20 protein-coding genes are annotated in these 25,294 nt (G+C 41.8%); 3 read left to right on the forward strand and 17 right to left on the reverse strand.

Features of this window, described 5'->3' with window-relative positions; translation table 11 throughout:
- Window positions 1-317: 317 nt before the first annotated feature.
- Both DXD04_RS13475 and DXD04_RS13480 read left to right on the forward strand, forming a co-directional pair.
- Window positions 318-1,007, forward strand: coding sequence for a restriction endonuclease subunit S (locus DXD04_RS13475; protein WP_117673767.1), 690 nt, complete (start codon window positions 318-320; stop codon window positions 1,005-1,007).
- A complete protein-coding gene (locus DXD04_RS13480) occupies window positions 1,008-1,808 on the forward strand; it encodes a DUF2971 domain-containing protein (RefSeq protein WP_117673768.1) in 801 nt (266 codons plus the stop codon). It begins immediately after the preceding gene.
- Here DXD04_RS13480 and DXD04_RS13485 read toward each other — a convergent pair.
- From DXD04_RS13485 to DXD04_RS13520, 8 genes are all read right to left on the reverse strand, one after another.
- A complete protein-coding gene (locus DXD04_RS13485) occupies window positions 1,774-2,139 on the reverse strand; it encodes a restriction endonuclease subunit S (RefSeq protein ID WP_117673769.1) in 366 nt (121 codons plus the stop codon). The genes DXD04_RS13480 and DXD04_RS13485 overlap by 35 nt on opposite strands.
- A complete protein-coding gene (locus DXD04_RS13490) occupies window positions 2,126-2,350 on the reverse strand; it encodes a restriction endonuclease subunit S (protein WP_181977487.1) in 225 nt (74 codons plus the stop codon). Before DXD04_RS13490 ends, DXD04_RS13485 begins: the two co-directional genes overlap by 14 nt.
- On the reverse strand, window positions 2,331-3,449 hold the full coding sequence (locus DXD04_RS13495) for a PDDEXK nuclease domain-containing protein (protein ID WP_117673771.1): 1,119 nt from the start codon (window positions 3,447-3,449) through the stop codon (window positions 2,331-2,333). The genes DXD04_RS13490 and DXD04_RS13495 overlap by 20 nt, the downstream gene beginning before the upstream one ends.
- Complete coding sequence (locus tag DXD04_RS13500; protein WP_117673772.1) at window positions 3,442-5,103, reverse strand: N-6 DNA methylase; 1,662 nt, start codon at window positions 5,101-5,103, stop codon at window positions 3,442-3,444. The genes DXD04_RS13495 and DXD04_RS13500 overlap by 8 nt, the downstream gene beginning before the upstream one ends.
- Before the next feature lie 11 nt (window positions 5,104-5,114).
- A complete protein-coding gene (locus DXD04_RS13505) occupies window positions 5,115-8,351 on the reverse strand; it encodes a type I restriction endonuclease subunit R (protein ID WP_117673773.1) in 3,237 nt (1,078 codons plus the stop codon).
- 9 nt (window positions 8,352-8,360) lie between these two features.
- Window positions 8,361-8,804: a GIY-YIG nuclease family protein gene (locus DXD04_RS13510; RefSeq protein ID WP_117673774.1), complete on the reverse strand. Its 444-nt coding sequence runs from the start codon at window positions 8,802-8,804 to the stop codon at window positions 8,361-8,363.
- Window positions 8,805-8,870: 66 nt separating this feature from the next.
- Window positions 8,871-9,068, reverse strand: coding sequence for a helix-turn-helix domain-containing protein (locus DXD04_RS13515; protein WP_007833417.1), 198 nt, complete (start codon window positions 9,066-9,068; stop codon window positions 8,871-8,873).
- A 96-nt stretch (window positions 9,069-9,164) separates the two neighbouring features.
- Window positions 9,165-9,437 (reverse strand): PGN_0703 family putative restriction endonuclease, encoded by a 273-nt coding sequence (locus DXD04_RS13520; protein WP_333558181.1) that lies wholly within the window; start codon window positions 9,435-9,437, stop codon window positions 9,165-9,167.
- Window positions 9,438-9,702: 265 nt separating this feature from the next.
- Here DXD04_RS13520 and DXD04_RS13525 point away from each other — a divergent pair, with 265 nt between their 5' ends.
- A complete protein-coding gene (locus DXD04_RS13525; protein ID WP_117673775.1) occupies window positions 9,703-11,241 on the forward strand; it encodes a family 43 glycosylhydrolase in 1,539 nt (512 codons plus the stop codon).
- Between the two features lie 873 nt (window positions 11,242-12,114).
- On the opposite strand, the gene DXD04_RS13530 is transcribed toward DXD04_RS13525, so the two are convergent.
- The 9 genes from DXD04_RS13530 to DXD04_RS13575 form a co-directional block, all read right to left on the reverse strand.
- On the reverse strand, window positions 12,115-13,485 hold the full coding sequence (locus DXD04_RS13530) for a vWA domain-containing protein (RefSeq protein ID WP_259299562.1): 1,371 nt from the start codon (window positions 13,483-13,485) through the stop codon (window positions 12,115-12,117).
- The gene (locus DXD04_RS13535; RefSeq protein ID WP_117673777.1) at window positions 13,412-15,040 is read right to left on the reverse strand and encodes an AAA family ATPase; all 1,629 of its coding nucleotides are present in this window, start codon (window positions 15,038-15,040) and stop codon (window positions 13,412-13,414) included. Before DXD04_RS13535 ends, DXD04_RS13530 begins: the two co-directional genes overlap by 74 nt.
- Window positions 15,028-15,933 carry a DMT family transporter gene (locus DXD04_RS13540; RefSeq protein WP_117673778.1) on the reverse strand — a complete coding sequence of 302 codons (906 nt, stop codon included), beginning with the start codon at window positions 15,931-15,933 and terminating at the stop codon, window positions 15,028-15,030. The genes DXD04_RS13535 and DXD04_RS13540 overlap by 13 nt, the downstream gene beginning before the upstream one ends.
- Window positions 15,934-16,043: 110 nt before the next feature.
- Window positions 16,044-17,576: an acyl-CoA carboxylase subunit beta gene (locus DXD04_RS13545; protein ID WP_007561317.1), complete on the reverse strand. Its 1,533-nt coding sequence runs from the start codon at window positions 17,574-17,576 to the stop codon at window positions 16,044-16,046.
- On the reverse strand, window positions 17,573-18,094 hold the full coding sequence (locus DXD04_RS13550; RefSeq protein ID WP_007561315.1) for an acyl-CoA carboxylase biotin carboxyl carrier protein subunit: 522 nt from the start codon (window positions 18,092-18,094) through the stop codon (window positions 17,573-17,575). Before DXD04_RS13550 ends, DXD04_RS13545 begins: the two co-directional genes overlap by 4 nt.
- A gap of 25 nt (window positions 18,095-18,119) precedes the next feature.
- Window positions 18,120-19,631 (reverse strand): acetyl-CoA carboxylase biotin carboxylase subunit, encoded by a 1,512-nt coding sequence (accC, locus tag DXD04_RS13555; protein ID WP_007561313.1) that lies wholly within the window; start codon window positions 19,629-19,631, stop codon window positions 18,120-18,122.
- Window positions 19,632-19,912: 281 nt separating this feature from the next.
- Window positions 19,913-20,857 (reverse strand): metallophosphoesterase, encoded by a 945-nt coding sequence (locus DXD04_RS13565; protein WP_117673791.1) that lies wholly within the window; start codon window positions 20,855-20,857, stop codon window positions 19,913-19,915.
- A gap of 189 nt (window positions 20,858-21,046) precedes the next feature.
- Window positions 21,047-22,477 (reverse strand): right-handed parallel beta-helix repeat-containing protein, encoded by a 1,431-nt coding sequence (locus DXD04_RS13570; RefSeq protein ID WP_117673780.1) that lies wholly within the window; start codon window positions 22,475-22,477, stop codon window positions 21,047-21,049.
- A 48-nt stretch (window positions 22,478-22,525) separates the two neighbouring features.
- Complete coding sequence (locus DXD04_RS13575) at window positions 22,526-25,180, reverse strand: TonB-dependent receptor domain-containing protein (RefSeq protein ID WP_117673781.1); 2,655 nt, start codon at window positions 25,178-25,180, stop codon at window positions 22,526-22,528.
- Window positions 25,181-25,294 lie beyond the last annotated feature (114 nt).

Genomic DNA, 25,294 nt, shown 5'->3' on the forward strand with positions numbered 1-25,294 from the left:
CTGAACGGATATCACCGGAAATGCTGAACGGGTATCCGCCGGAATATGCACATATAGAGTCACAAAATTCACTGGCACAACCACCTTCAGGATGTTTATTTAGATACTGCATATAATTATAAACATCATTGAATTCTCTGGCTTCTTTAATCATTGCATGCTGTGACTTGTTATATGCGTCAACAATAAAAATATCAATGCTATGACGCCCCAAACTATAAACTGCCCTAAGCATCCATCTCCTGCATTACTTAAATATCTTGACATACTACTTCAATTTAATTTTTCTATGACTTATAAATCAGAATTTAGAAGCGATGGCAAAGCAACTCTACGACTACTGGTTTGTACAGTTTGACTTTCCGAATGAAGAGGGCAAACCGTATAAGTCAAGCGGGGGCGAGATGGTCTGGAATGAAAAACTAAAAAGAGAAATACCTATAGATTGGGAAGTACTTTCATTGTTTGATGCCGTTAGTGTACAATATGGTTTTCCTTTTGCGACTGAACAATTTACAGAAGAAGAAACGAATGTTCCTGTAGTGCGCATCCGAGACATACTCGAAGGAACTACTTCTGCGTATTCTTTGGAAAAAGCAGATGAAAAATACCATCTGAACGAAAATGATGTACTTGTAGGAATGGACGGTAATTTTCACATGAATTTCTGGCATGATAATATTGCCTATCTTAATCAACGATGTGTGAGATTACGAGCACATTCTGATTCAACAATATCGTCAATTCAAATTCTTCATAGTATCAAACCATATATAAAGGCTAAAGAACAAAATGCCAAGGGTTCTACCGTTGGGCATCTTTCAGATAAGGACTTGAAGGGATTGTATCTGATAAAGCCACTAAAAACAAGAGCTTTCAATCCTCGAAAGACATTAGATGGATTGCTTGCTTTGGTAATAGAGAATAAAAAACAGATACTTTCTTTAACGAAGCAACGTGACGAACTGTTGCCGTTGCTGATAAATGGACAAATAACAATAGAATAAATGGCTCGCATTCTATACAAATATTTGGACATAACGGGGGCTAAGTGCATGATTGGAAACCAAAATCTTCAATTTACTAATGCGTCTCAATTGAACGACCCATTCGATTGTCATCCTAAACTGCTCGACTATTCGAGTGTGCCAGAACGGAAACTGCAAGGATGGATACCAGAGGAATGGTGGAAAATGAAAGAAGAAAACGATGCACTTAATCTGCGTAACGAGACATGGCTGTGCAGCTTGTCAAAAATCAATGACTCTATACTCATGTGGGCACATTATTGTTATAACCACAAAGGTATCTGCATCGGTCTTGATTTGGATAAAATAATGGAATCTGTTCCTCCAATGTTTGGCTCAATATACATTAAGCCTATTGTCCTTGATGTTCAATATTATAATATCATCGAACGTCCAAGTGCATATAATTCAGCACAGGATATTTTCAATTACCAATGGCAAACAAAAGCGAAGGAATGGGAATATGAGCAGGAGGTCAGATTAGTAATGCCTAAACCAAGTTCCATATATGCAACCTTGACTCCGGCGCAAGCCAAACATCCTAAGGAAATATGGGATTGGCGAGAGATACACCATTATATGCCGTTGAAAGGAGAATGTTTTGAGTCGATTTATTTTGGTGTCAACATAGATGAGCAAGAGAAAGAAAAAATAATTCAGTTTGTCCGTAAAAAACTGAACCCACATATCAATCTTTACCAAATGTGTGTAAATGCCGATGCCTTTAGACTACAACCAGAATTTATCAAGCCTCTAAATTCTGATTTATCTGACGATTAAGTTCTATTTTGCGGTCAATCAGAGAAAGAATCGAAACTAAATTTTCTTGTTCATTCTTAGTGACAGGCATTATTAGTTTCAGCTTTTTTAATTCAGTCTGTGATAAGTTATCTCTTGCAGAACCACTACTGAGACCTACAAGATGGTCATAAAGCGTATCAATGCTGTATTTAAGAAATACAGAACTATACTCTTTGTTTGGAAGTATGGCACAAACAGCTTGGTTTGTACATGCTTCCATTTTAAGTATCGAAGCTTTACCTGCAGTAGCACCATACATTGCGACAAGTACTGTATCAATAGGATAAATCTCCGTACTAGGAATTTTCAAATCCTTTTTGGGATATGAAATTCATTGTATTATAAATGTACGGTTTATCTAATTCACCACTATTAATCCAAGGGATAGTACCATTTGCATAATAGCTTACTTCTGTAGATAATGGTGTAGCACCTGAAGATGTTCTGAAAACATCTTCCAGAGTTATCTCCTCCCAACCTTGCGGAACAATCCTTTTCTTTTTATATTTTTTCAATTCCATCTTCATTTTTAGCATTAAGTTTCCTCTCTATTTCCTCTATACTTGGTATAGTTCCTTCTAATTTCTCCGGATAAAACTTCTCAAGTTCATATTCAGAGATGCTAATCGGTTGGCTGCTGGACTCCAGTGCATACTGAGCTTCAATTCTGTCCTTTGATTTACAAATGAGCAAACCGATGGTCTTATTATCACCAGGATTACGTAGCAAATGATCGGCTGCAACCATATACGAACCAAGCTGACCTATATGGGATGGCTCAAACTTTGTTGTTTTAACTTCAACAACCACATAGCAACGCAATCGGACATTGTAAAACAACATATCCATGAACTGCTCTGTCTGACCTACTTCGAGACGGTACTCTCTCCCCATATAAGCGAAACCTGTACCAAGTTCAAGCAGAAATTTTTCAATGTTTGTGATAAGTGCATCTTTCAATACCCGCTCATTATAAGGTTCACACAGTTGAGTAAATCCAAAGCAATAAGGATCACGTGTTATTTCTTGTGCTAAATCACTTTCTTGTGATGGCAATGTTTTGATAAAATTCGTATCTCCTTTTCCCTGACGTTCAAACAAGTCTGTACCGTACATGTTCATCAATACAGATCGGCTCCATCCGTGTTTTACAGTTTCACGTGCATAGAACAAAGCCTCAGTCGGGTTGTCAGAACATTTATCTATCAAATACATGTGATGTCCCCATGGTACTGAGAATATCAGGTTTCGTATTTGTTCAGCAAGTTGCTGAGTAATTATTACCTCACCTTCTATTTGCTCAGCAGGTTGCTGAGTAATTTCGAGAAAATTGCTATATAAACGGTAGAAATTCCTCATATACAGTAGATTCGTTGGAGAGAAACACGTTGCTCCGGGATTCTGAGTCATCAAATCACGACTCAAACTTGCGAAAAATTTCGAACCCCAACGTACCTCTGCTTTCTTCTCTGACATATCACGGCCAAGCTCGTAATAGAAACGAATCATTTCTTTGTTGACTTTTACCGCTGCCTTAATTTGGCTTTGACGATATCGATTGCATAGGTCTTGCACCCACTGCAGATAATCTTCATCCAATATATTGATAGATTTACTCATTGCTTCCTACATTTACGTTGAACTGCAGAGCATCCAACTGTTTCATTATTTCTTCTTCCAAACGGCGACTTTCAGCAAACTGTTCAGTCAATGTCTGTTTATACGCAGTCATTCTAGAGTTGAACTCCTCTTCTGTTATATCAACATAATCAATCTTTATGTCAAAGTATTGACCGGCTGAAAGGCTGTATCCTTTTTCTTTTATTTCATCATAAGATACAGCTACAGAGAAATCATCAACACTTTCCTTGTTATTGAAAGTTGTAATGATTTTTTCTATTTCTTCATCGTTCAGTCTTACCTTCTTTAATCCGTTTGCATCTTTATATTCCTCTCCCAACTTACTTGCATCAATCAATATCACTTTATCGGCTGTTTCTGATTTATCAAAGAACAGTACACTGACATTGGTTCCTGTATTTGCAAACACATTACTTGGCATAGAAACACAGCCGTAAACAATCTTGTCCTCTACTATCTTCTTTAATATCTTATTCTCAATTCCACTTTTGGCTGTTATGAATCCTGTCGGAATGACTATAGCACCTTTACCTGTCTTCTTCAATGAGTTTATAACATGCTGAATGAAACAAGTATAGATAGCCATTGATTCCTTCTTCTTGGCTGGAACATTTGGTACTCCTGCCCAGAAGCGGGCTGGCATTGCGGCTATTTTTTCCCTTGTATCAGAGAAATCCATTTTGAAAGGAGGATTGCTTACCACAAAGTCGAACTGTCTGAGCTCTTTTCCGTCATCACTCTTGTGATAGGGATTTACAAGTGTATCACCTTGTATCGCATTGTCCAGAGAGGAAACCAGACCATTGAGCAGTAGATTCAACTTCAGCATTTTATTACTTCTCTGTGAAATATCCTGAGAAAAGATTGTGCATCTATTCTCTCCTATCTGATGGCTTAATGCCATAAGAAGTGTTCCTGTTCCGGCTGAAGGGTCATAACATTCAACACTATGAAGATCTGAACTGTCTCCCACTAGCAATCTTGCCATAATCGTTGCGATGGCATGTGGTGTGTAATACTCTGCATATTTACCACCTCCAGCTGTATTGTAGTCCTTTATAAGGTACTCAAATATACTGGAGAAGAAGTCATAATTCTGCTTGAATGCTTCTTCAAAAGAAAAGTTTACCAGTTTATCGACCAATGCACGCGCAAAGGCTGCTCTCTGCGAACTGTCAGTAACAAACGGTGTCAACGGTTCAAACAAAGGTATTTTTGTATTAGCCGTTGTCTGTGTCGAGAATATATCAGCATTCTGTTCTGCTATATCCGTCATTGTATTGTCAAAAATTGTGTCGAAATCTCCCTTTCCCTGCTGATTCCATAAATTTGAAATCAAGTGATAAGGTTCCAACATAGGAACATCAGGAGATATTGCACTTTGTAGAAGCATTCTTTCATCATCTGAAAGATTTGCGTATGCTTCTTCCCACTTGACATCACCATTAAGTTTCTTGGCAATTTCACTCTTTGCGTTCTTTATTTCATATCCGAACTTGTCATTCAGGAACTTATATAAGAATACCTGTGTTATTATCTTATACTCGTTTCCATCATTACCCATACCGTATGATTGACATGTTGCCTTTAGGGCATCAATTAACTGAAGTGTCTTTTCTTTTATTGCTAGCATATATTTTCCTATTAAGCTCTGCCATAGGTGGCATTATATTGATTAATATATTGTTGTGATATTCTGGATTGGATGAACTTATAATCTTCCATCTCAGGCTTTATTTCCGGATACTGATAAAGGCAGCCGTTTATAAGAGCCATTACTGTCCTGTTAAAGTAGGCATCTTTCTTAAGTATATCATTCCTGTCGTACACTTTCGCATCTAGATCATTTTTTATAGTGCTGAGTATTGATACAAGATCTTCATCATGTTGCGTAAAGATTGGTTTCAATCCCTTCTTTTCCCTTTCCTTGTTTTCCTCTCTTATTCTCTTGTGTATTCTCACAAACTTTTCATCGCCTTTATATTTCTTCATCAGCACAGTATTGCGCTTCTGCAGATCCTGCAGACGCTTGATAATTTCATCAAGGGCTTTTGTTTCTTCGTTGAACTTTGCTATAGTCTCAACTACAAATCCGTGTTCCTTAAATCTTTCCATAAAGGCCTCTCTCAGAGTAATGTATTCAGGGTCATCCTGATCTATGTTCTGGGTGAAGCTGCTTATGGTTTTATTCCACTTCTCCTTAAGCTCTGCTCCTCCACCAATGACTTTCATTTCCTCCTGGCCTATCTTTGAAAAATTGAACTCAATATCCATCATAGCCTCATTAATCATTCTCTTTGTCTCATCCTCACCACTAAAGGCTTCTTTCTGGTTTATGATGTCAATTCTGTGCTGAACCTCACTTAACAGTTGTGGAAGCTTGGTTATCTCTATTTTAGTGAACTTCTCCTTCATATCTTCGTCACCGAATGTACGGACAAGGTTTGCCATATTCTTGGCCGCTACCAATGCCTGTTTCAGTTCAAGAAGAACAGACTTATCCTCTTCTGTCGAAATTTCATTGGAGAACTCTTCAGCATTGTCGTAAGAATAATTGAAGAGTGTCTGTCTTACCTGTTTCATTTGGTTGATAATCTCTTCCTTATCCTCGATTACCTGTGTAAATGTATCAGTGACATTGCCTTCTCCTATTTCTTCAACATCATTAAAGCGGTTGAGTTCTTTAAGATAGGCTTCATTTGTTTCCTCAAAGTTCTTCTTTATATCAGCAAAATCAATTACATAGCCATATCTCATGTCTTTATAAGGGCGATTCACTCTTGTTATGGCCTGTAACAGATTGTGATCCTTAAGTTTTCTACCAAAATACAAACGTTTCAGTCTTGGTGCATCAAATCCCGTCAGCAACATATTGAACACGATTAATACATCTATGCTCATGTTCTTTTTAAACTCCTTGACTATCTGCTTCCTTGTCTCCTTATCGTCTGTATCATGAAGGATGATACCTGCTTTAAGTGGTCGATATTTGCTATGATATGTCAAGACTGGTTCTGCAGCCAACAGTGTTCCATCAGCCATTCTAAACACCTGAGCTTTAGGCTGATGTCTTTCCCACTCTTCCTGAAATATCTCATACAGACGTTTTGCCTGTTCACTCGTTTCACAGATGACCATTCCTCCTAATGTATCATCTCCTTGTATTTTCCTGAATTTCTTCAAGTCATACATGATGTAACTAGCCAGTTCCTTAACATAATTAGGATGCTCAATGATATCCGCTTTCTTTATATCTTTTTTCTGTACCAGTGTGTCCAGTTTGTCATAAACATCGGATAACTTTTCATTATAGGATGTTTCAATATCTTCCCTTATAATCTTTAGTGTATACCCGTCTGCTATTGATTTATCGTAATAGTAAGTGTGAAAGTACTCTCCATTTCCAAATACTCTGCATGAAGCCCTTTCTTCCTTAAGCAAAGGAGTACCGGTCAATGCTATTTTTATGGCATCCGGGTCTGCTTCAAACAAGTTGGCCAGGAAACATCCTCCAGGTTTATATCCTCTATGGGCTTCATCCAGTATGAATATTCGCTGCAGGTTTGTAGAATAGTCATTAAACCTGACCTTTTCTTTGTCTTCTGAAAACCTCTGGATATTTACTACCGTAATTTCAGCCTGTCCGCTTGCTCCATGTTGTGCCTGGTTGCTTCTGAAATGTTCCATCAGTTCAGCTCTTGAGTTGGCTGTACTTACTACAAGACCTCTTGCCTCAAACTCTTGGCTTGCCTGTTCCAATAGATCAAGTCTGTCAACTATAAAATACAGTTTGGCCACCTTGTTTTGTTTTGCAAAGTAGTCATTGAGAATATAGGTGAGATAAAATGATAAAGCTGTTTTTCCACTGCCCTGGGTATGCCATACCACACCTGAACGCATCCCTTCCGACAGTTTCTTTTTAATCGCAAGTGATGCAAACAGCTGCTGATAACGCATAATATGCTTCTGGTCTGTAGATTCTATTTTACCATCCACTTCCCTTTCCATCTTCACGTATGCAATTCCGTATCTTATGATGTAAAGCAATCGTTCCGGAGAACACATTGAGGTCAATATCCTGTTTGTCGGTGTATTTATATCAAGATTAGTCTGATATTCAGGACTTGTGTGAATTACCTGACAGTTGTAGTCAGAGAGAATACGTTTCTCTTCCTCTTTATCTATTTCCTTGTATGGATAATCTCTATGGTAAGGTGCTATCTTTTGTGAGCCGATATTTTCTTCCCTGAAACAGTTGAAAGGGGAATAGGAACGGGCACCAGTACAATAAAATGCTCCCTGTATAGGTACTATACCACCCATAGCATCATATTCCATATTGTTGCTGAATATCATCAGCTGGGTGATGTTTATGAATCTCCGGAATTTCTTGTTTGGGAATCGTTCTTTGTTCATTCTGTTGCTTTCCGCTACCATTCCGCCATGGTTGTTTGGTTTCTTGACCTCTATGAAGCAAAGAGGAAGTCCGTTAATGAACAAAGTTATATCCGGTCTGAATTCATCCTGACCGTTTTTGCAAGTAAACTCGGCAGTAAAATGAAAAGTATTGTTTCCTATATCCTCAAAATCTATGAGCTTTACCGGTGATACATTCTTTAATCTCTGATAGAACCCTCTACCCAGATCATCGTCATTCAATTCTTTTTTTATATCCTTAAGTACCTGCAGATACTCTCCTTCATGTGAAGGATTAAGTTTCTTGAACTGCTCTTCAAACACAGGCAATAGGATATTTGTGTCACCATCATATACGGTGCCACTCATGTCTTCGTATATCTTGCCGAAATACGTATATCCTAATCGGGTTAGATGTACCATTGCCGGCATCTGTACCCTCGTTGCTTCCGAATACTGTTTCATAATTCTTTCTTATTCTTTAATACATCTGAAAGACCTGGCACCATTGGCTACTGGTATGGAACCATATCTGTCATAGAATGATTCTATTATACTTGATTCTAAGGTTTTAGATTCCTGATACTCTCGACACGTATAATAGTAAACCTTGGCTCCATGGTAGCGCATATAGTTATATCTGTCCAAATGCCAGCATTCATTAAATCTGTCATTTATGGCATTTATCAGATTTCTTTGATGTTCTTTAAGCCTTCTCTGTATATTGTCCTTTTTTCCTATATAGATTACTTTAGATTGTCCCATAGGATATATAAACTTTGTCTTAAAGGATACTATTATATAGACACTTGGTTTTGACGGTATATCATACAAATCGTCTTCCTCCAGATTGTCAATCTGTTTATCATAACCATAAACAGGTCTGAAATCCTTTATAAACATCAGCTCTCTTTTCATTGCTTTGTTGATATTAACCCACTAATAATGCTGCACTGACAGTCTGCAATTATACAATTCCATATTTCAGTTCAGTACTATCAGTTCTTCTAATTTAACTTCAAGCAATTCCGATATTCTCTTTAGAGTCTGCAAATTAGGCTGTGTCTTGTTTGTACACCATTTAGACACTGTTGTAGGATTGACCTCCAACTGTTCTGCGAGCCATTTACTGGTTCTTTTTTTCTTTACCAACACTATTTTAAGTTGATTCAATTCTTCCATTTATCTACAAAATTAGCTTGATGCACAAAGATAATGATTTATAGACTAATTTCATGACTATTGAGCTATTTCGCCTACTTTTTATTTTTATATGCTTTACTCTACCTTCCTAAACTCCAAGTATCTCCTCCTGAACCTTTCATAAACCAGGGTATAATACTCCGACAGATACTGTATCATCGCATCCATAAAGTCCTCTAAAGATACGGTACTCAGCTTATAGGCATACTCCGGTTTCAGGTATTCTGTTACCGACTTAATTTCCTTTTCGGTTGACGGATGCTCCTTCGGTGAAAGCACCACTGAATACGAGTCCTTCAGCCCTTCGACCATCCTGTACCGCTCTGTAAGCAAAAGGTTTCTGTAAATCTGCGTAAGTTTACTTTACTTGACTAAAAGAAGGAAGTGATTTTTCTTCGTAGAAAGAGAGTTTAGTGATAGAGAATTATTCAAACTAATAGAAAAACAGTCTAAAATATGTATTTCTGCTTGTTTTCTTAACTATTATGCTATCTATTTAGAATATTCTTCTATTAGGTTAGGAAGCGAATCTGTACTTTTGTTATACTTAATGGAGAAATAAAACTATTAATAGGAAAAATCAAAAAACAGATTTGTATAAATTAAGAGTAGTATGAGAAAATTTAAAGTATTAGCAGTTTTGACATTGCTTGTAATTACAGAAAGCTTTGGAAACAAATGCTTCACACAAACAAATGAGAATTACAATCCAGTTATTAAGCATATGTACACTTGCGACCCTTCTACTATTGTAGATAATGGGACGTTCTATTTGGTAACCGGAGTGGAGAAAACAGATACTCCTTATAATTGGCCGTTCAGAATTAATAGTTGGCACATATTCTCGTCAACAGACATGAAGACTTTTAAGGATCATGGGCCGATTCTTGATGCAAGTGCATTCAAGTGGATGACCAATAAGAGTGAGTGTTGGGCATCGCAGATCGTGAAAAAAGACGGAAAGTATTATTGGTATGTATGCGACTGGGGAAATATCGGTGTTGCCGTGTCAGACAATATTCTTGGACCGTATCACGATGCTATCGGAAAACCGCTGATTAGCAGTAAAGACACTCAATTTAAAGGATATATTGACCCAACTGTGTATATTGATGAAGATGGTTCTTCATATATATACTGGGGTGGTATGGGAAATCTGTTTGGCTGTAAACTGAAAGATAATATGATTGAACTGGACGAAGGAAGAATCCAAGTAACAAATCTGAAAAATTATGAAGAAGCTCCTTGGCTGTTTAAGAAAGATGGGCTTTATTATTTGGCTTATTCTACTTCGAATGGTTATCGGAAAGGTCCTATTCGTTATGCAACTTCAGCTTCGCCACTAGGACCTTGGCAGGATAGAGACGATATCTTAGGGGTTGCTTATAACAGCTTTACTAATCATGAGGCTATTGTAGAATACAAGGACAAATGGTATATGGTCTATCATAATGGAGCTTTACCTGGAGGTGGTGACTATAACAGAAGCGTATGCATCGATCGTTTGTTCTTCAACGAAGACGGAACAATTCAGTTTGTGGAACAAACCACTTGTGGACCAGAAGGAAAGAATGCATATAACAACTGGGGACCTCATGCTTATGCTGGAGTGGATGCTACTTGTCTTATTACAACAGGGGTTACTCTGAACAGCCGGATTGTGGACGACGGCCGTATGATAGAAGATATGTGGTGGAAATGGGAAGTGGTAGAAGGTCCCGGAGAAATAAAGGTAGACATGAATTCAGTGAAGAATCACAAAATCAATTTTACAAAGGCCGGAAATTACAAAATCAAACTGACCGTTTCGGATGGATATGCCACTAATTCAGACGATGTGAACGTCAAAGTATACGATATCCCGCAAAATGTAGTGGCTGAGAGCGATAGTTTTCCTGCTGAAATGTCTGTAAAGAAGAAAGGAGTGTATGCTATTCATCTTTATTATAATACTGGTTATAATTTAAAGACTGAATTAATTGTCAATAATAAGTCTTATCCTATTATGTTGGAAAAGACACAATTTGGCTACGATCCTTCCTGTGCCATCTATACCTACAATGTGGAACTGAAGAAAGATATCAATACTATACGTTTGAAAACTGAATCTAAAGATATTATTTCAAAGATTCAGATTAGCAAGTTGGATTAAAGTTTTGTTTTATTTTTAATTTTATCCATTGATATAAGATAAAAATATTAGATTTGAATATTTAGGGTAAAAAACTATTATAAGATTTTTGAAGAGGTATCTGAAGTTTTGAAGTGTCTCTAAAAAGTTGAACATGCTAAATACTATCCCGTAATAGAAAGAGTTCGGTATTGTACCGAGCTCTTTCTATTACGGGCTTTAAATCTTTTACTGTTATAGAATTTTCCACACCTAACAAAATGTCAAATCACACTCTTCCACATCAGAATTCTGTAATTTAGCAACCCTGAATCCCGTTATCTCATTTTTTACAACAAGATGCCGACTTACAATTTCCAAAGAACACAAAATCAACCAAAATACAAACATTATCACACAGAACAATAAATTACACAACACAAAGTCACAAAATCAAGATATACACAAAACAAAAAGAAACTTTCATTTTATCCATAATTTATCTCATTCCAGCAGCGAAAGTCCTCAAAAGTCTTCACTCTCCCTCCCTGCTCAGAACACCCAAAAACACCTTTCCAAAAACGCAAGTACATTTGAACTCAAACGCACTTGCGTTTTCCTCCAAACGTAAAAGAGTTTTCCATAAAACTCTTTGGGGTTTTCTTCCAAACACCTCGGCATTTTCGCCCGAAATCTCGCTTTTCACACAGATTTTCTCGTGTTTGATTACCTAAATTCGCCCAAACATTCATTTTTACACAAAAGTCACCCCTTCCAGAAGGCTTCTGAAAGGGGTAGCAAAATCTACGGCAAGAAAAAAGCGAAATTCAGCTATTCAAAAAGAAAGCAGAATTCCGCTTTTCAAATCTTTTACTCAACAATATTTGCAAAATAAAAGCAAGATGATTTTTCAAACTAATACATATCCCAGTACTTTTCGCACTCATGAAGGTAGTCCGTTTCCGGATGAGAACCGAACACCAACGCATAGAAGGAAGTACCTCGCAAACGGGCACGGTGAATGTCGGCCAGCAACGCGTCATCGGGAGGGGGCATCTCGAAATCGGAAATCATCACCACGTCGGCACGTTGCCAGCCGTGGGTGCGCAGCATCATCAGGGCTTCGGAAAAAGCCGGACGCGCATCGGTTCCTCCATCGAAACGACGTTGCAGGAAGTCCACCAGCATCGGGAAATCGGTTTTCAGATCACGAATCAGCAAGGTTTGTATATCCTCCGAAAAATTGATGACATAACATTTCCGCGAAGTGGCCTCCGTCAGACGGGCAATGGCCAGCACGGCCGATTTGGCCAGGCGTTCGCGGCCTTCGCGCATGGAGCCGGAGGTATCTATACATATAATATAAGGCCCTTGCGAACTGACTTTCTTTTTCTCCGGTGAGGGAGCGGAGGTATCTTCATGCGAAAAGGAATCAAACTGCTGCAGGCGTTTCTCCACATAACGTTGCATGAAGAAGGGATGTAGCACCTCATCCGTGAGGTAACAGTACTCCACGGGCAACAGACTGTTAAGGTCATCGCCCAAGGTCACACCTTCTACATCGCTCTGGGTGGCATGACGAATCAGACTGTCGGCCTGAAGTCCAGACAAGGAATCGAAACATTCTTTCCGTCCGCCCACGTTCTTTCCCAAGCAGCGCACCAGCTCGCGTATCTGGCGATTCTGCTCCATGGCTTTTTCGTAGGGGATTACTTTCTGATAGAGTTCCGGATGGTTCCGCAACAGCCATTTCACGCGCGAGCCCCGAAGATTGCCTTCCGTTTTCAGGCCGAACGATTTATCTAAAATCTGAAATCCTTCACACAGGCGGAAGAGGTGCTGGTACTGGTAGTCATATTCCTTGACCGTGAGCAGATGGTGCCACTTGTCGAGAAAGAGTTCCTGCAAGGCTACCCGTTCTTCACTCCGTTCGGGAAGACGGGACAGGCGACCGATGTAATAGGATACGTCGAGTTCGACTAGGGTATAGCGCTTGCGGAAGGCTGTTTCCATTCGTTGCAGGAATATCAGGAAATCGGTCGGCTGCAGGGTTTCATGCTCGTAAAAGACTTCCCATTCGGGGGTGTAGCGGGAATAGAATTCCTGCAAGGAAGGGGCTGTCTGGCGATAATAATCCCAGATGCACTCTTCCAGTTCGCTTTCCAGCACGGTATGGTGCTGAAGGTATTCTTCCATCCGCGCCCGGCTTCGCTCACGAAGTTGCTCCAAATAGGCTGTTTTCAGGTCTTTCAGACGGATATTCCTCGTTCTCTTTCCGGTATGCATGTTTCATTTCCTCCAACTCGTTCCGATAGCGGAACAGGGCTTTCGACGGTTCGCCCAGTATCCGGCTCATGGCTTCTTTCTCTCTTTTCCCGACAAACAGGTGGTTTGCGCAGTAGTCGGCTTCTTCTTTCACCCAGTCGCCGCAATGGGCTTCTGCATGGCTGAGCCGTTGTTCCAGCTGGCTGAAGCGTGCGGGGATGTCTTCCTGCGCCTGTACTTCCATGGCGGGCAGCGACGCACAGTCGGGAGTGCACAGCAAGGGGTATTCATAGTTGTTGATAAATACTGAACGACGGCCACGGCGCAAGGTATAGACTTTCGATGGGGATACCTTGTTGCGCATGGAGGGGTCGTATTTCTTCAGTACATAGCAATCGGTCTTGTATTTGTCTTTATGCAGATAGAACTGTTTGCCGACGTCGTCCAACTGCTGGTAGTCGGATGCAAAAAGGAGCAGTCGTCCGGCCAGGCGTACGCGTTCCACCTGATAGTAGTATGTATCGACCAGTTGCAGTCCGGCATCGGCCCGTTCGCGCAAGGCTCCTGCCGAGTCGAGTTCTTTCTTCAAGGCCTGCAAATCGGTTTCAATGCCCGACAGGTTCAGCACGTAGCCACGCACACTCTCGCCTACTGCCGTCAGTACGGCATCGCGTACCCAGTCTATCTGGCTGGTCTCATTCCACAGGCAGTGTACCATCAGCAGGCAGTCTGACAGGCGTACCTCGGTGTTTCCTTGCAAAAAGGCAGCGGCCCGCAGCAGGCGGACAACTTTCTTCCAGCGACGGTCGGACACGTAGAGTGCCACAGAGGAAGGTGAATCAGCATTCTCCAGCTGGCGGTTATAATCTTCCAGCTTGTCTTTAAGGGAATGGATGACTTCCAGCACGGAATAGTGCAGGCCGACGGATTTCATCTGTTCCTGCCACTGGCGGTATTCTTCGTCGCTCACTGCCAGACTTTCGTCCACTTCCGGCTCGCTTTCGTCGGCAGTGGAAATCATCCGGTCGAAATCGGACAGGTCTTCAATGCCGCCCACCAGCTTACGCACCAGGAAGCGGTCGTACAGTGCTTCCAGTCCTTGTCCTGAAGCCGGAAGTTCGTTCGATGCGGCAATCAGTCCTTTCATGGGAACCCGTACCGAAAACTGTCCGTTGCGGAAGATTTTCTCATTGATGACGGTCAGAAGAGCATTCTGTATGGCGGGACCGGCTTTCCAAATTTCATCCAGGAAGACGACGGTGGCGGTGGGCAGATAGCCTTCTGTCATGCGTTCGTAGGTGTCTTCGTTTTTCAGCCGGGCGATGGATACGGGACCGAATATTTCGTCGGGGGTACTGAACCGCGACATGAGGTATTCGAAAGCTGTCCCTCCACGGAACATCAGTTTCAACCGGCGGGCTACCATACTCTTGGCCACTCCCGGAGGGCCCAGCAGGAAAATGCTCTCTCCCGCCACAGCCGAAAGCAGCGCCAGGGCCATGACTTCTTCTTTGCCGTACACCCGCTCGTTCAGGGTGCCCAGCAGTTTAACGATACGGTTCTTTAACGTTTCCATTTTACATACAATGAAGGAATAAACTTATGATGCTGCGACAACACATTGAGGGTCTGGAGTACGACCGACAGGACAATCAGTCCTAGTCCTAAGTAGAAACTGAAGTTCAGGTCTTTGGCTTCCTGAAATATCAGCATGGCGCCGATGATGCTGTATATAGGCTCCAGGTTATAGCTCAAGTTGACCGTAAAGGCGGATATGACTTTCAGTACCTGAATCTGGAGGATATAAAGTCCCACGGTACACACCGAAGCCAGGCAAAGCAGGTAAATCAAATCCTGGGCGCCGGGCAGAATAGAGGAAACCGGAAAGTAATGCAAATAGGCCGGCAAGATGCAGGAGAGCCATAAGAAACCGCCCAGCATCTCGTAAAGCAGCATGGTGCTGGAGGTGTAGTTCACGGCTACCTTCTTGTTGACAATGGTAAACAGAGAAGCTAAAGCCGACGAAATGACTCCCATACAGATATCCACCCGGTAGCGAGTGTCAAAATGGAATATCAGCACAATGCCCAGCACGGCTACCAGGCTGAACAGAATCTCTCGCAAGGAAATGCGGTGACGATTGATGAGGGGCTCAAAGATGGCGGTAAAGATGCTCATCAGCGAAAGACAAACCACACCGATGGATACATTGGAGGCTTTGATACTTCCATAAAAAAATATCCAGTGCAAGGCCAACAGCAATCCCACAGAGCCAATCTTGGTTACATCGCCCAATGTCACTTTCCGCAGCTTTTTAAGAAACGAAAGCAGCAGGAAAAACATTACGGAGGCGAACATCATACGGTACCACACAAGCAGACCTTCATTCAGGGAAATCAGTTTTCCGAAAATCCCCGTTCCTCCGGCGATGAGAATGGAAAGATGCAGTTTTATAAATGCTTCCTTCATATAAAAAGAATCTAATGTGAACACAATACAAGAAAGCGAAGAACTCCTCACGTATGACCGGCGGAATTCTTCGCTTCTTCTTATTTATTATCTATACAATTGCTACCTGATTACAGCGGCATGTTACCGTGTTTCTTCGGCGGATTGCTCTGGCTCTTGTTCTGAGTCATTTCCAATGCCTGAATCAGTTTATAGCGAGTATCCTTCGGAAGGATGATTTCATCGATGTAACCCTGTTCGGCTGCACGGTAAGGATTAGAGAATTTTTCCTTGTATTCTTCTACTGCCTTCGCTTTTTCTTCCGGAGTAGCCTTGCGGTACAGGATGTTTACGGCACCGTCGGCACCCATTACGGCGATTTCTGCAGTCGGGTAAGAGAAGTTTACATCGGCACCAATCGGCTTACTGTTCATTACGATGTAAGCACCACCGTAAGCCTTACGGGTAATTACGGTAATCTTAGGCACTGTAGCTTCTGCGTACGCATACACAATCTTCGCTCCGTGACGGATGATACCGTTGTGTTCCTGTGTGCATCCCGGCAAGAAGCCTGGTACGTCTTCGAAAGTAACAATAGGAATATTGAAGCAGTCGCAGAAACGGATAAAGCGAGAAGCCTTGTCAGAAGCATCGATGTCGAGCACACCGGCCAGGTAAGCAGGCTGGTTGGCTACGATACCTACAGAACGTCCGCCCAGGCGAGCAAATCCTACCACGATGTTCTTGGCAAAGTGAGGCATCACTTCAAAGAAGTAGTGGTTGTCGACTACCGGTTCGATGATGTTCTTGATGTCATACGGCATATTCGGATCATCCGGAATGACTGTCATCAGTGATTCTTCTGCACGGCGGATGTCGTCAGTGCAAGGAATCATCGGCGCATCTTCCATGTTGTTAGACGGAAGGAAGCTCAACAGTTCACGGATACTCATCAAAGTTTCTTCTTCAGTATCGCAAAGGAAGTGAGTTACACCGCTCTTGCTGCTGTGGGTATAAGCACCACCCAGTTCTTCCTTGTCCACTTCTTCGTGTGTCACGGCCTTCACTACGTCCGGACCAGTGATGAACATGTGGCTCTTTTCCTTCACCATGAAGATGAAGTCGGTCAGTGCCGGAGAATAGCAGGCACCACCTGCACAAGGACCTAAGATGGCCGAAATCTGCGGAATCACACCTGAAGCGATGGTATTCTGGTAGAAGATAGAAGCGTAACCTGAGATACTGCCTACACCTTCCTGGATACGTGCACCACCTGAGTCGTTCAAGGCAATCACCGGAGCACCGTTCTTCAATGCCAGTTCCTGCACTTTCACAATCTTCTGTGCACCTGTCGCACTCAGTGTACCGCCGTATACGGTGAAGTCGTATGCATATACGTACACCAGACGTCCGTCAATCTTACCGTAACCACATACGATACCGTCACCCGGAATGTGATTCTTATCCATTCCGAAGTCTGTACAGTGATGGATTACGAACTTGTCCATTTCATTGAACGTACCCTTATCGAGCAACATGTCGATACGTTCGCGGGCTGTCATGTGACCGTTGGCGTGCTGTCTTTCCACGCGTTCTACGCCACCACCCTGAGAAGCAAGCTTATCCAGCTCCTCAAATTTCTTATATTGTTCTGCTGTTGTCATTGTTCGTCTTCTTTAATTACATCCAAAGTCATTATCACCTGATTGCTGTTGACAGAATCTCCTTCGTTTACCAGGATTTCCTTCACTACGCATTCGCTGTTTACCTTGTAGTTGCTCTGCATCTTCATAGCTTCAATCACTACTACGATGTCGCCAGCCTGCAGACGGTCACCTGCTTTCACCGGAATCTTGACTACCTTACCCGGCATCGGAGAAACAATCTTATCCTGCTGTTTCTCGTCACCGCCCTTACGCATACGCAGGTATTTAGCCTGTGAATCGATGATGTCAATGTTGTATGACTGATAATGTGCATTTACAGTATAGCTTTTTCCACCTTCCTTACGAATCAGTTCGGCATTGTACGACTTTCCTTCGTGCAGAATGGAGCAGCTACCATTTTCGGCCATCACGATGTCTACATCGTATGGAACTCCGTCAATGGTCAACTGTACCTTGTTACCTTCTTTGCTGACCAATGTCACATCCGCAACTCTGTCTCCTATATGTATTTCCATAATCTTCTACTTTAATTCAAAATACTTAGATTCTCAGCACACCTTTTTTCAGGCCAAACTCACGCCAGCGGCTGATAGGACGGTTGTCGCTTGATGCTGACTTGTTTTCTTCCAGGTTCATCAGGTAGTCAATGTAAGCCGCAATCATGGCGATGTTTTCAGTTTCCTCTTCTTTCTGTCCGGCCCACTCACGCAGCATGTCCTGATGTTTCGGGATAAACAATGTGTTGTAATGTCCTTCTACAAAATCGGGCACGTTCATGATGTGACGCAGGTAACCGATATTGGTCTTCAAACCGGTAATCTTGTATTCGTACAACACGCGACGCATACGTTCGATGGCGAATTCACGAGTAGTAGCCCATACAATCAGTTTACCAATCATCGGGTCATAGTAAATAGGAATTTCGTAGCTTTCATACACATAGCTATCGATACGCACACCGATACCATTCGGCTCCATCAGCTGACGGATAACACCCGGTGAAGGCATAAAGTTGTTTTCAGAATCTTCTGCACAGATACGGCATTCGATGGCATGTCCGCGCTGTTTCAAATCTTCCTGTTTGAAGTGCAACGGCTCATTATTGGCTACACGAAGCTGTTCTTTTACCAAGTCTACACCTACCACTTCTTCTGTAATAGGATGTTCTACCTGCAAACGGGTATTCATTTCCAGGAAGTAGAAATTGCGGTGCTTGTCGACCAGGAATTCAATCGTACCGGCTCCTTTATAGTGTACAGCCTTAGCCGCAGCCACAGCTGCCTCACCCATTTTCTGACGCAATTCAGGAGTTACGAAAGGAGAAGGAGTTTCTTCTACGATTTTCTGGTTACGACGCTGGATAGAACATTCGCGTTCAAACAAGTGTACGGCATTTCCGAAATTATCTCCTAAAATCTGGAATTCGATATGATGTGGTTCTTCCACAAATTTCTCCAGATAAACGGTATCGTCACCAAAAGAAGACATAGATTCAGAACGGGCTGTATTGTATGCTTCTTCCACTTCATCCTCGCTATGAATCAGACGCATACCTTTACCACCGCCTCCCATAGAAGCTTTCAGCATGACCGGATAACCGATTTTGTTACAGATTTCCTTAGCCTCTTCTACACTCTGCAACGGCTGTTCTGTACCCGGAACGACCGGCACTCCAGCTGCAATCATGTGTTTACGGGCAGAAATCTTGTCACCCATCGCATCCATCGTTTCAGGATCCGGACCAATAAAAATGATACCTTCCTGACGGCAACGGCGTGCAAATTCTGAATTTTCAGACAAGAAGCCATATCCCGGATGAATAGCATCTACTCCATGACGTTTTGCAGCCATGATAATTTTATCTATGTTCAGATAACTTTCGCGAGATGCTGCCGGACCTATCAGGCAAGCCTCATCTGCATAAAGTACGTGGCGAGCCGTTCTGTCGGCTTCGGAAAAAACTGCTACGGTACGGATACCCATTTCACGGCAAGAACGCATCACGCGCACAGCAATTTCACCACGGTTAGCGATTAATACTTTGTGTATCATGCTTTATGTTTTAATAATGATTTCTTTTGATGCCGGACTATTCTCATATAGTCCAATAAACTGAGCATCTGCATGCCCCTCATAGTCGATTCGGCACAAATGCCCCAAAAACTGTGCAAAAATAGCAAAAAAAGAGACACCGTTCCAACGAATGTCTCTTTTTTTGCCAAATTGCTACTCTTTCCCTCAAAAATACCTAAAAATGAGGAGAGGATTATCTATTTTAAAACAATAACGCAAAGTCGAGTTTGCAAAATAATGGAAACAGGCAGAAAGCCACATTAACGGGTCTGTCTTACTGTATGCAACACTTTGCCTTCCTTATTAATCATATACAGGCACAATTCTTTCTTATCGGCAGAAATCAAAGAGAAACCTGTTTCTCCGCTACAGAACACAGTGCCTTCTACAGCTTTCACCTTGCGGCTCAAAGATGCGGAAGTGTTCACTACATAATCTATCTTGCTTCCTGCTTTGCGTATATGCTGGAAGTTATGGATATGTCCGCACAAATACATATTTACATTGTTATGCTTGCGCAAAATACTGTCTACCCGTTTTTCCATATCCAGGCGTTCCGAATCATTCTTGTCTGTATCCGCATAAATAGGATGGTGACCCACAACCAGCACCCAGTCTTCTTTGGCAGATGTCAGTACAGAATCCAACCATGCCAACTGCTTGTCCATATCTTGCTTGCATGCATCCGGATACTTTTCCGTATCCTTACGGTATTTATCCAACAGAGGGGCTGTGTCAATCATTACCAGGCGCACCGTAATATCATCGTTCTCCAGCACCTTTGTGTAATAACGTGCCGGCATCTCCCAACGGGCACTCACCTGACTATAATCCAATACAGCCTGCGTATTACCACGATATTCATGATTACCCAATATAGGATACCATGGAATCATCAGTTCCGGATGGCTGTACACCAGTTCGTAGTTGGTCATCCACAACGGATCGTTTACACTGCGTACGCCTTCAAAGTGATGCACATCGCCGGCTGCTACCACTGCTTCAATATCTACATTCTCTGCCATCTGACCCATCAATTCGGCGATAGGTTTCTGGTCGTAATATCCATTACGGCCCAAATCATTTGCCAGATAAAAATTCAAGGGTTTCTCTAATGCCTTCCATTCTGAAGGACCTTGTGCAAAAACTGCCCATACCGATAAAAGCAGACAACATGTACAGAAAATTCTTTTTAATGAAATCATAATCATTTTAGTTTTATCAATTATTTGTTTGTTGTTGCAAAGGTAAATCCCAATTCTGAATAAAATCAGGAAAACTCCTCTGCTGAAAGTTTTCAAAAAATAAGTCCGAAACAAGAATGTCCGGACTTATTCGTCTAAGGAAAAATGCAGTTTCACAACTGCCTTAACAAAACCTAGAAAAGGATTTTATTATTTTGTACCGTATGCTCCGAAGCGAGCTTCCACTTTCGGAGAGGTATAAGTTTTTCCGTTTACTGTCAAACCTGATGTACCGAAATAAGGTTGCATAGTAGCATCATTACCATTGTAAGCACCAGTCAGTACCGGTGAGCCAGCCTGTACATGGAAATCCCACGCGTCCTGATATACATAATCGGTCAAACCTACTTCATTAATCGGATAGTTTACGAATTTCGGATCATTAGTAGCACATGCCTCCTGTGTCTTTGTAATTACACTGTGTGCATCTACCACTCCTTCATTATAATCTTCATGCGCATAAGCATATCCTTCCCAAGAGTAAGCCACACCAGACTCATCTGCAAACACTACGTCACTTTTCTGTGTACCTGAAGCATAGTAGTTATAGTCAATAACTGACTTATCATTGTATCCTTCTTCCGGATCATTTGGAATGTCGAAGCTAGGAGTCATCGCTCTGAACTTACAGTTCACCATCAGGTTATTGAACACATTGGCCAAGGCATTCTTTTCTACATACACGCCACCGCCTTTTTCACCGTCACGACGCCATCCTGCATTGATAATGGTATTGTTGTATGCCTGGATTTTTGCCAAAGCACGTGTATCACTCTGACCTGAGCTGGAGAGTTTCAAACCGTTAGTGTTCGGGCTGAACATGACGTTTCCAGCTACATCGACCACACATCCTGCTTTTACGTTCACAGCTTCTGCGCCATCATATCCGTTTGCAGCAAACACATTGTTAGCGATGATGGCATTTCCACCCATCAAATAAATACCATCTGACCAACCGTTGCGCAATACAGAGTTGGTAATGACATAATGTCCATTGATGTTATTGGTGGTAATCTGCGGATAGGCATCGTCTCCAGCAGTATACACTTCAGATGCAGCAGCAGGAGAACCTTCCACAACCTGACCTCCTGTGTATTCAATGATTGTATGGTCAATCAGCATTTCTTCACAAGTGGATGAAGCCACAATACCTCCCCAGAGACCTGCAAAAATATTTTCTTTTGTACGTTCATCTTCTGGAACAGAGAACAAGATAGGCTTTTCGGCAGTACCTTCACAATACAAGTTTCCATTTACGGTAAATTCTACCGGAACATGATTGGCTCCTACTCCTGCTGTACTTACAATGATTTTCACACCTTCCTTGATTACAAGGCTTTTACCTTCGGGCACTGTGTAATGGTTGGTCAGATTTACTATCGTATCTGCAGGCCAGACAATGATGCTGTCAGTTGTCTCTCCATTTCCACCATCGGCATTTTCATCGTTATTTCCATCGTCATTGTTTCCGGGAGTCTCAGTTCCATCCCCGTTTGCAATCGGGTCTTCTTCTGTACAAGCTGCCATAAAAGACAATGCTACCAGAGCCGTGCCGGCCAACAAATAATTTTTCAGTTTCATTTTGTAATAATTTAGAAATGTTAGTCAATATAGTTCTTTATCTCTTTATTATAGTTTGTATCTGATTCCCAGCATAAATGACTGTCCGTGCCATTCCTTTCGCTCTATCACATTGCCATTGTTACGTTCAGAGTTGACATTCTCCGTACGAGGGCCATTCTGAATAAAGCGAAGCAAAGGAGTATCCAGCAAGTTAGATGCCTTAGCAAAAAGACTGATACCATTCTTAAAGCTTTTCTCTACAGAAGCATCCAACTGCATATAGCCATCTTCCCAAATATCGTCATCATACCAGTTAGAAATATCACTCAAACGCTTTCCGGTATAACTTCCGGCAATCTGTCCTTCCCAGCCATATTTGGTACTTTTGAACAGCAGTGACAGATTTGCTACATGGGCAGCCTGACCAAACAACGGACGGGTCTGAGTGCAGGTCTTCACATCATTTCCATCCATGATTCGCTTTTCGGTCGTAATGGAAGAATGCGTGTAGGTATAATTAGCTTTTATTCCAAACCAGTTAAAATATTTCATTACATCCACTTCTACTCCTAAGTTGGTAGCATTACCAAAATTCATCGGTTTATAATAGGTATCCTGTCCTTCGTTCAGCAATCCGTATTCAATCGGATTCTTCAGTCTCTTGTAGAACATACCTACCATGAACTGCTCAGATGATTTCGGGAAGAATTCATAACGCAAATCAAGGTTATCGGCTACCGTATGTTTCAAATCCGGATTTCCTTTTTCCTTATAATCTTCATTGATAATGCTGTAAGGAACAATTTCAAAGAAGCTGGGACGGTTGATGGAACGAGCATACGAGAAACGCAGGTTCGCGTTTTTATGTACTCCGTATTTTGCATGGAAACTCGGCAATACATCCGTATATTTCTGGTTTCCTTCAGGATCTGCATTCTCTGTAGGGAACTTCAATGTATAGCCTTGATTGGTATGTTCCACACGAACGCCTGCAATAAATTCCCATTTCCGGTATGTGTATTTCACCATTCCATATCCTGCACCAATCTTTTCAGTGGCATCATAGTTTAACGGATCACTGATGTTACCGTACTTAAGCGGAGTAAACAAGATTTCATCGTAGTTATTCCAGTCCTCTCCCTGATACTGGGGATCTTTCACTCCCGTAGCAGAGTTAAAGGTATATTCATTGAAGAAGCTGTCACGTTTCTTATCGCGGTACATACCTCCTACCGAGAAGTCGAATACAGAACCTCCATCCAGTTTCAACTTATACATCAAATCAAGGTATCCGGCCTTGTCTTTATCGGAGTTATGCTCCCAACGACGGATGGCTGCTCCAGAAGTCTGTACATGGTTACCCAATAAGAAGATTTCCGCATTATCCGGTGTTTCACTGTATGCCTTTGAAAGTACAGCCGACCAATTCAAACGAAGTGCACCACCTTCCAGAAAGGCATGTTCACCTTTCAGTGTAGAATTGATAATATACTGATGATTCCACTTCATACGTACGGCTCCTTCTTTGTCGTCATGTCCGTCACGTACTTCTGCTTCTCTCATATCCATATATCCATTATACCAGGTCAGTTTATGATTGGCATTGATATGATAATCCAGTTTGGCATGAGCCCCGATACGAGTCTGTTGAGAAGAATAATTTCGGTATTCGATACCATTGTGGGTTGTTCCCGGCTGATAATACAACTGACTTTCTTTTCCTCGATACGTATTCAGATAACTACCTGCCAGCATCACACCCAATTTATTGTTAAAGAAGCGGTCACCGTAAGATAATCCGGCAGTCAAATCGGGCAACGGTTTGTTCCATTTCATCCGCAGATTATCTGTCGTAAAGTTATCCATTGTTACTCGGCTGTCTTCCGGCATTCCCATCTGCTCATACGGAGATTTCTTCACAATCGCTCCGTGATTGAACGACTGAAAATCGCGATCAAAATACATTGCATTGTAACCGGTTGACAGATTTGCCGTAAACTGACGTTCAGAAGGCGCATCCTTCATAATCAAATTGACCGCTCCTCCGATTCCGTCACCTTCCATATTGGCGGTCAAAGATTTGGTTACTTCCAAACGGTCCAACATTTCTGACGGGAAAATATCCAGCGGCACAAAACGATTTTTGTTATCCGGACTCGGAATTTTCACTCCATTTACTAATGTATAGTTGTAACGCTTATCCATACCGCGAAGAATGGCATACTGTCCTTCACCGCTACTGTTACGTTCAATTGTCACACCTGACATTCGCTGAATCACGTTGGCTACCGTAATATCTGGAGAAAGTTCTATCGCCTTCGCACTCATCACATTCACCACGTTCATAGCCTGACGTTCGATGCCTCTTGCACCAGCTTCAGTTCTTCCCGGATTAGAAGCTACCACCACCACTTCATCCAGAGCAACGTCGTCACTCTTCAAAGGAATTACAATTTCTTTCTTATCTGCTGCTACGCTAACTTCATATTTTTTATAGCCCACATAAGAACAGACCAGCGTATATTTGTCTCTGTTCACCGACAGATTAAAACTTCCGTCCAATCCGGTTACTGTTCCTTTTCCAGGATCTTCCTTCACAATCACCGATGCACCTATAATCTCCTCTCCAGTTTGTGCATCCTTAATTTTACCTTTTATCACACCAGCTTGAACTCCAGCCGACATCAGTGATAACAATACCAATACAATCTTAGATTTCATTTGCTTTCCTTATTTGCTGCAAAAGTATCCCGTATGATTTTCATAGGTATTGCATAGAGATTTCTATTGTGTTACATTTACACGCAATATCCTTTACAATAAAAAAGAGGTACT

This window comes from Phocaeicola plebeius (genome assembly GCF_003437535.1).
Lineage (GTDB): Bacteria > Bacteroidota > Bacteroidia > Bacteroidales > Bacteroidaceae > Phocaeicola > Phocaeicola plebeius_A.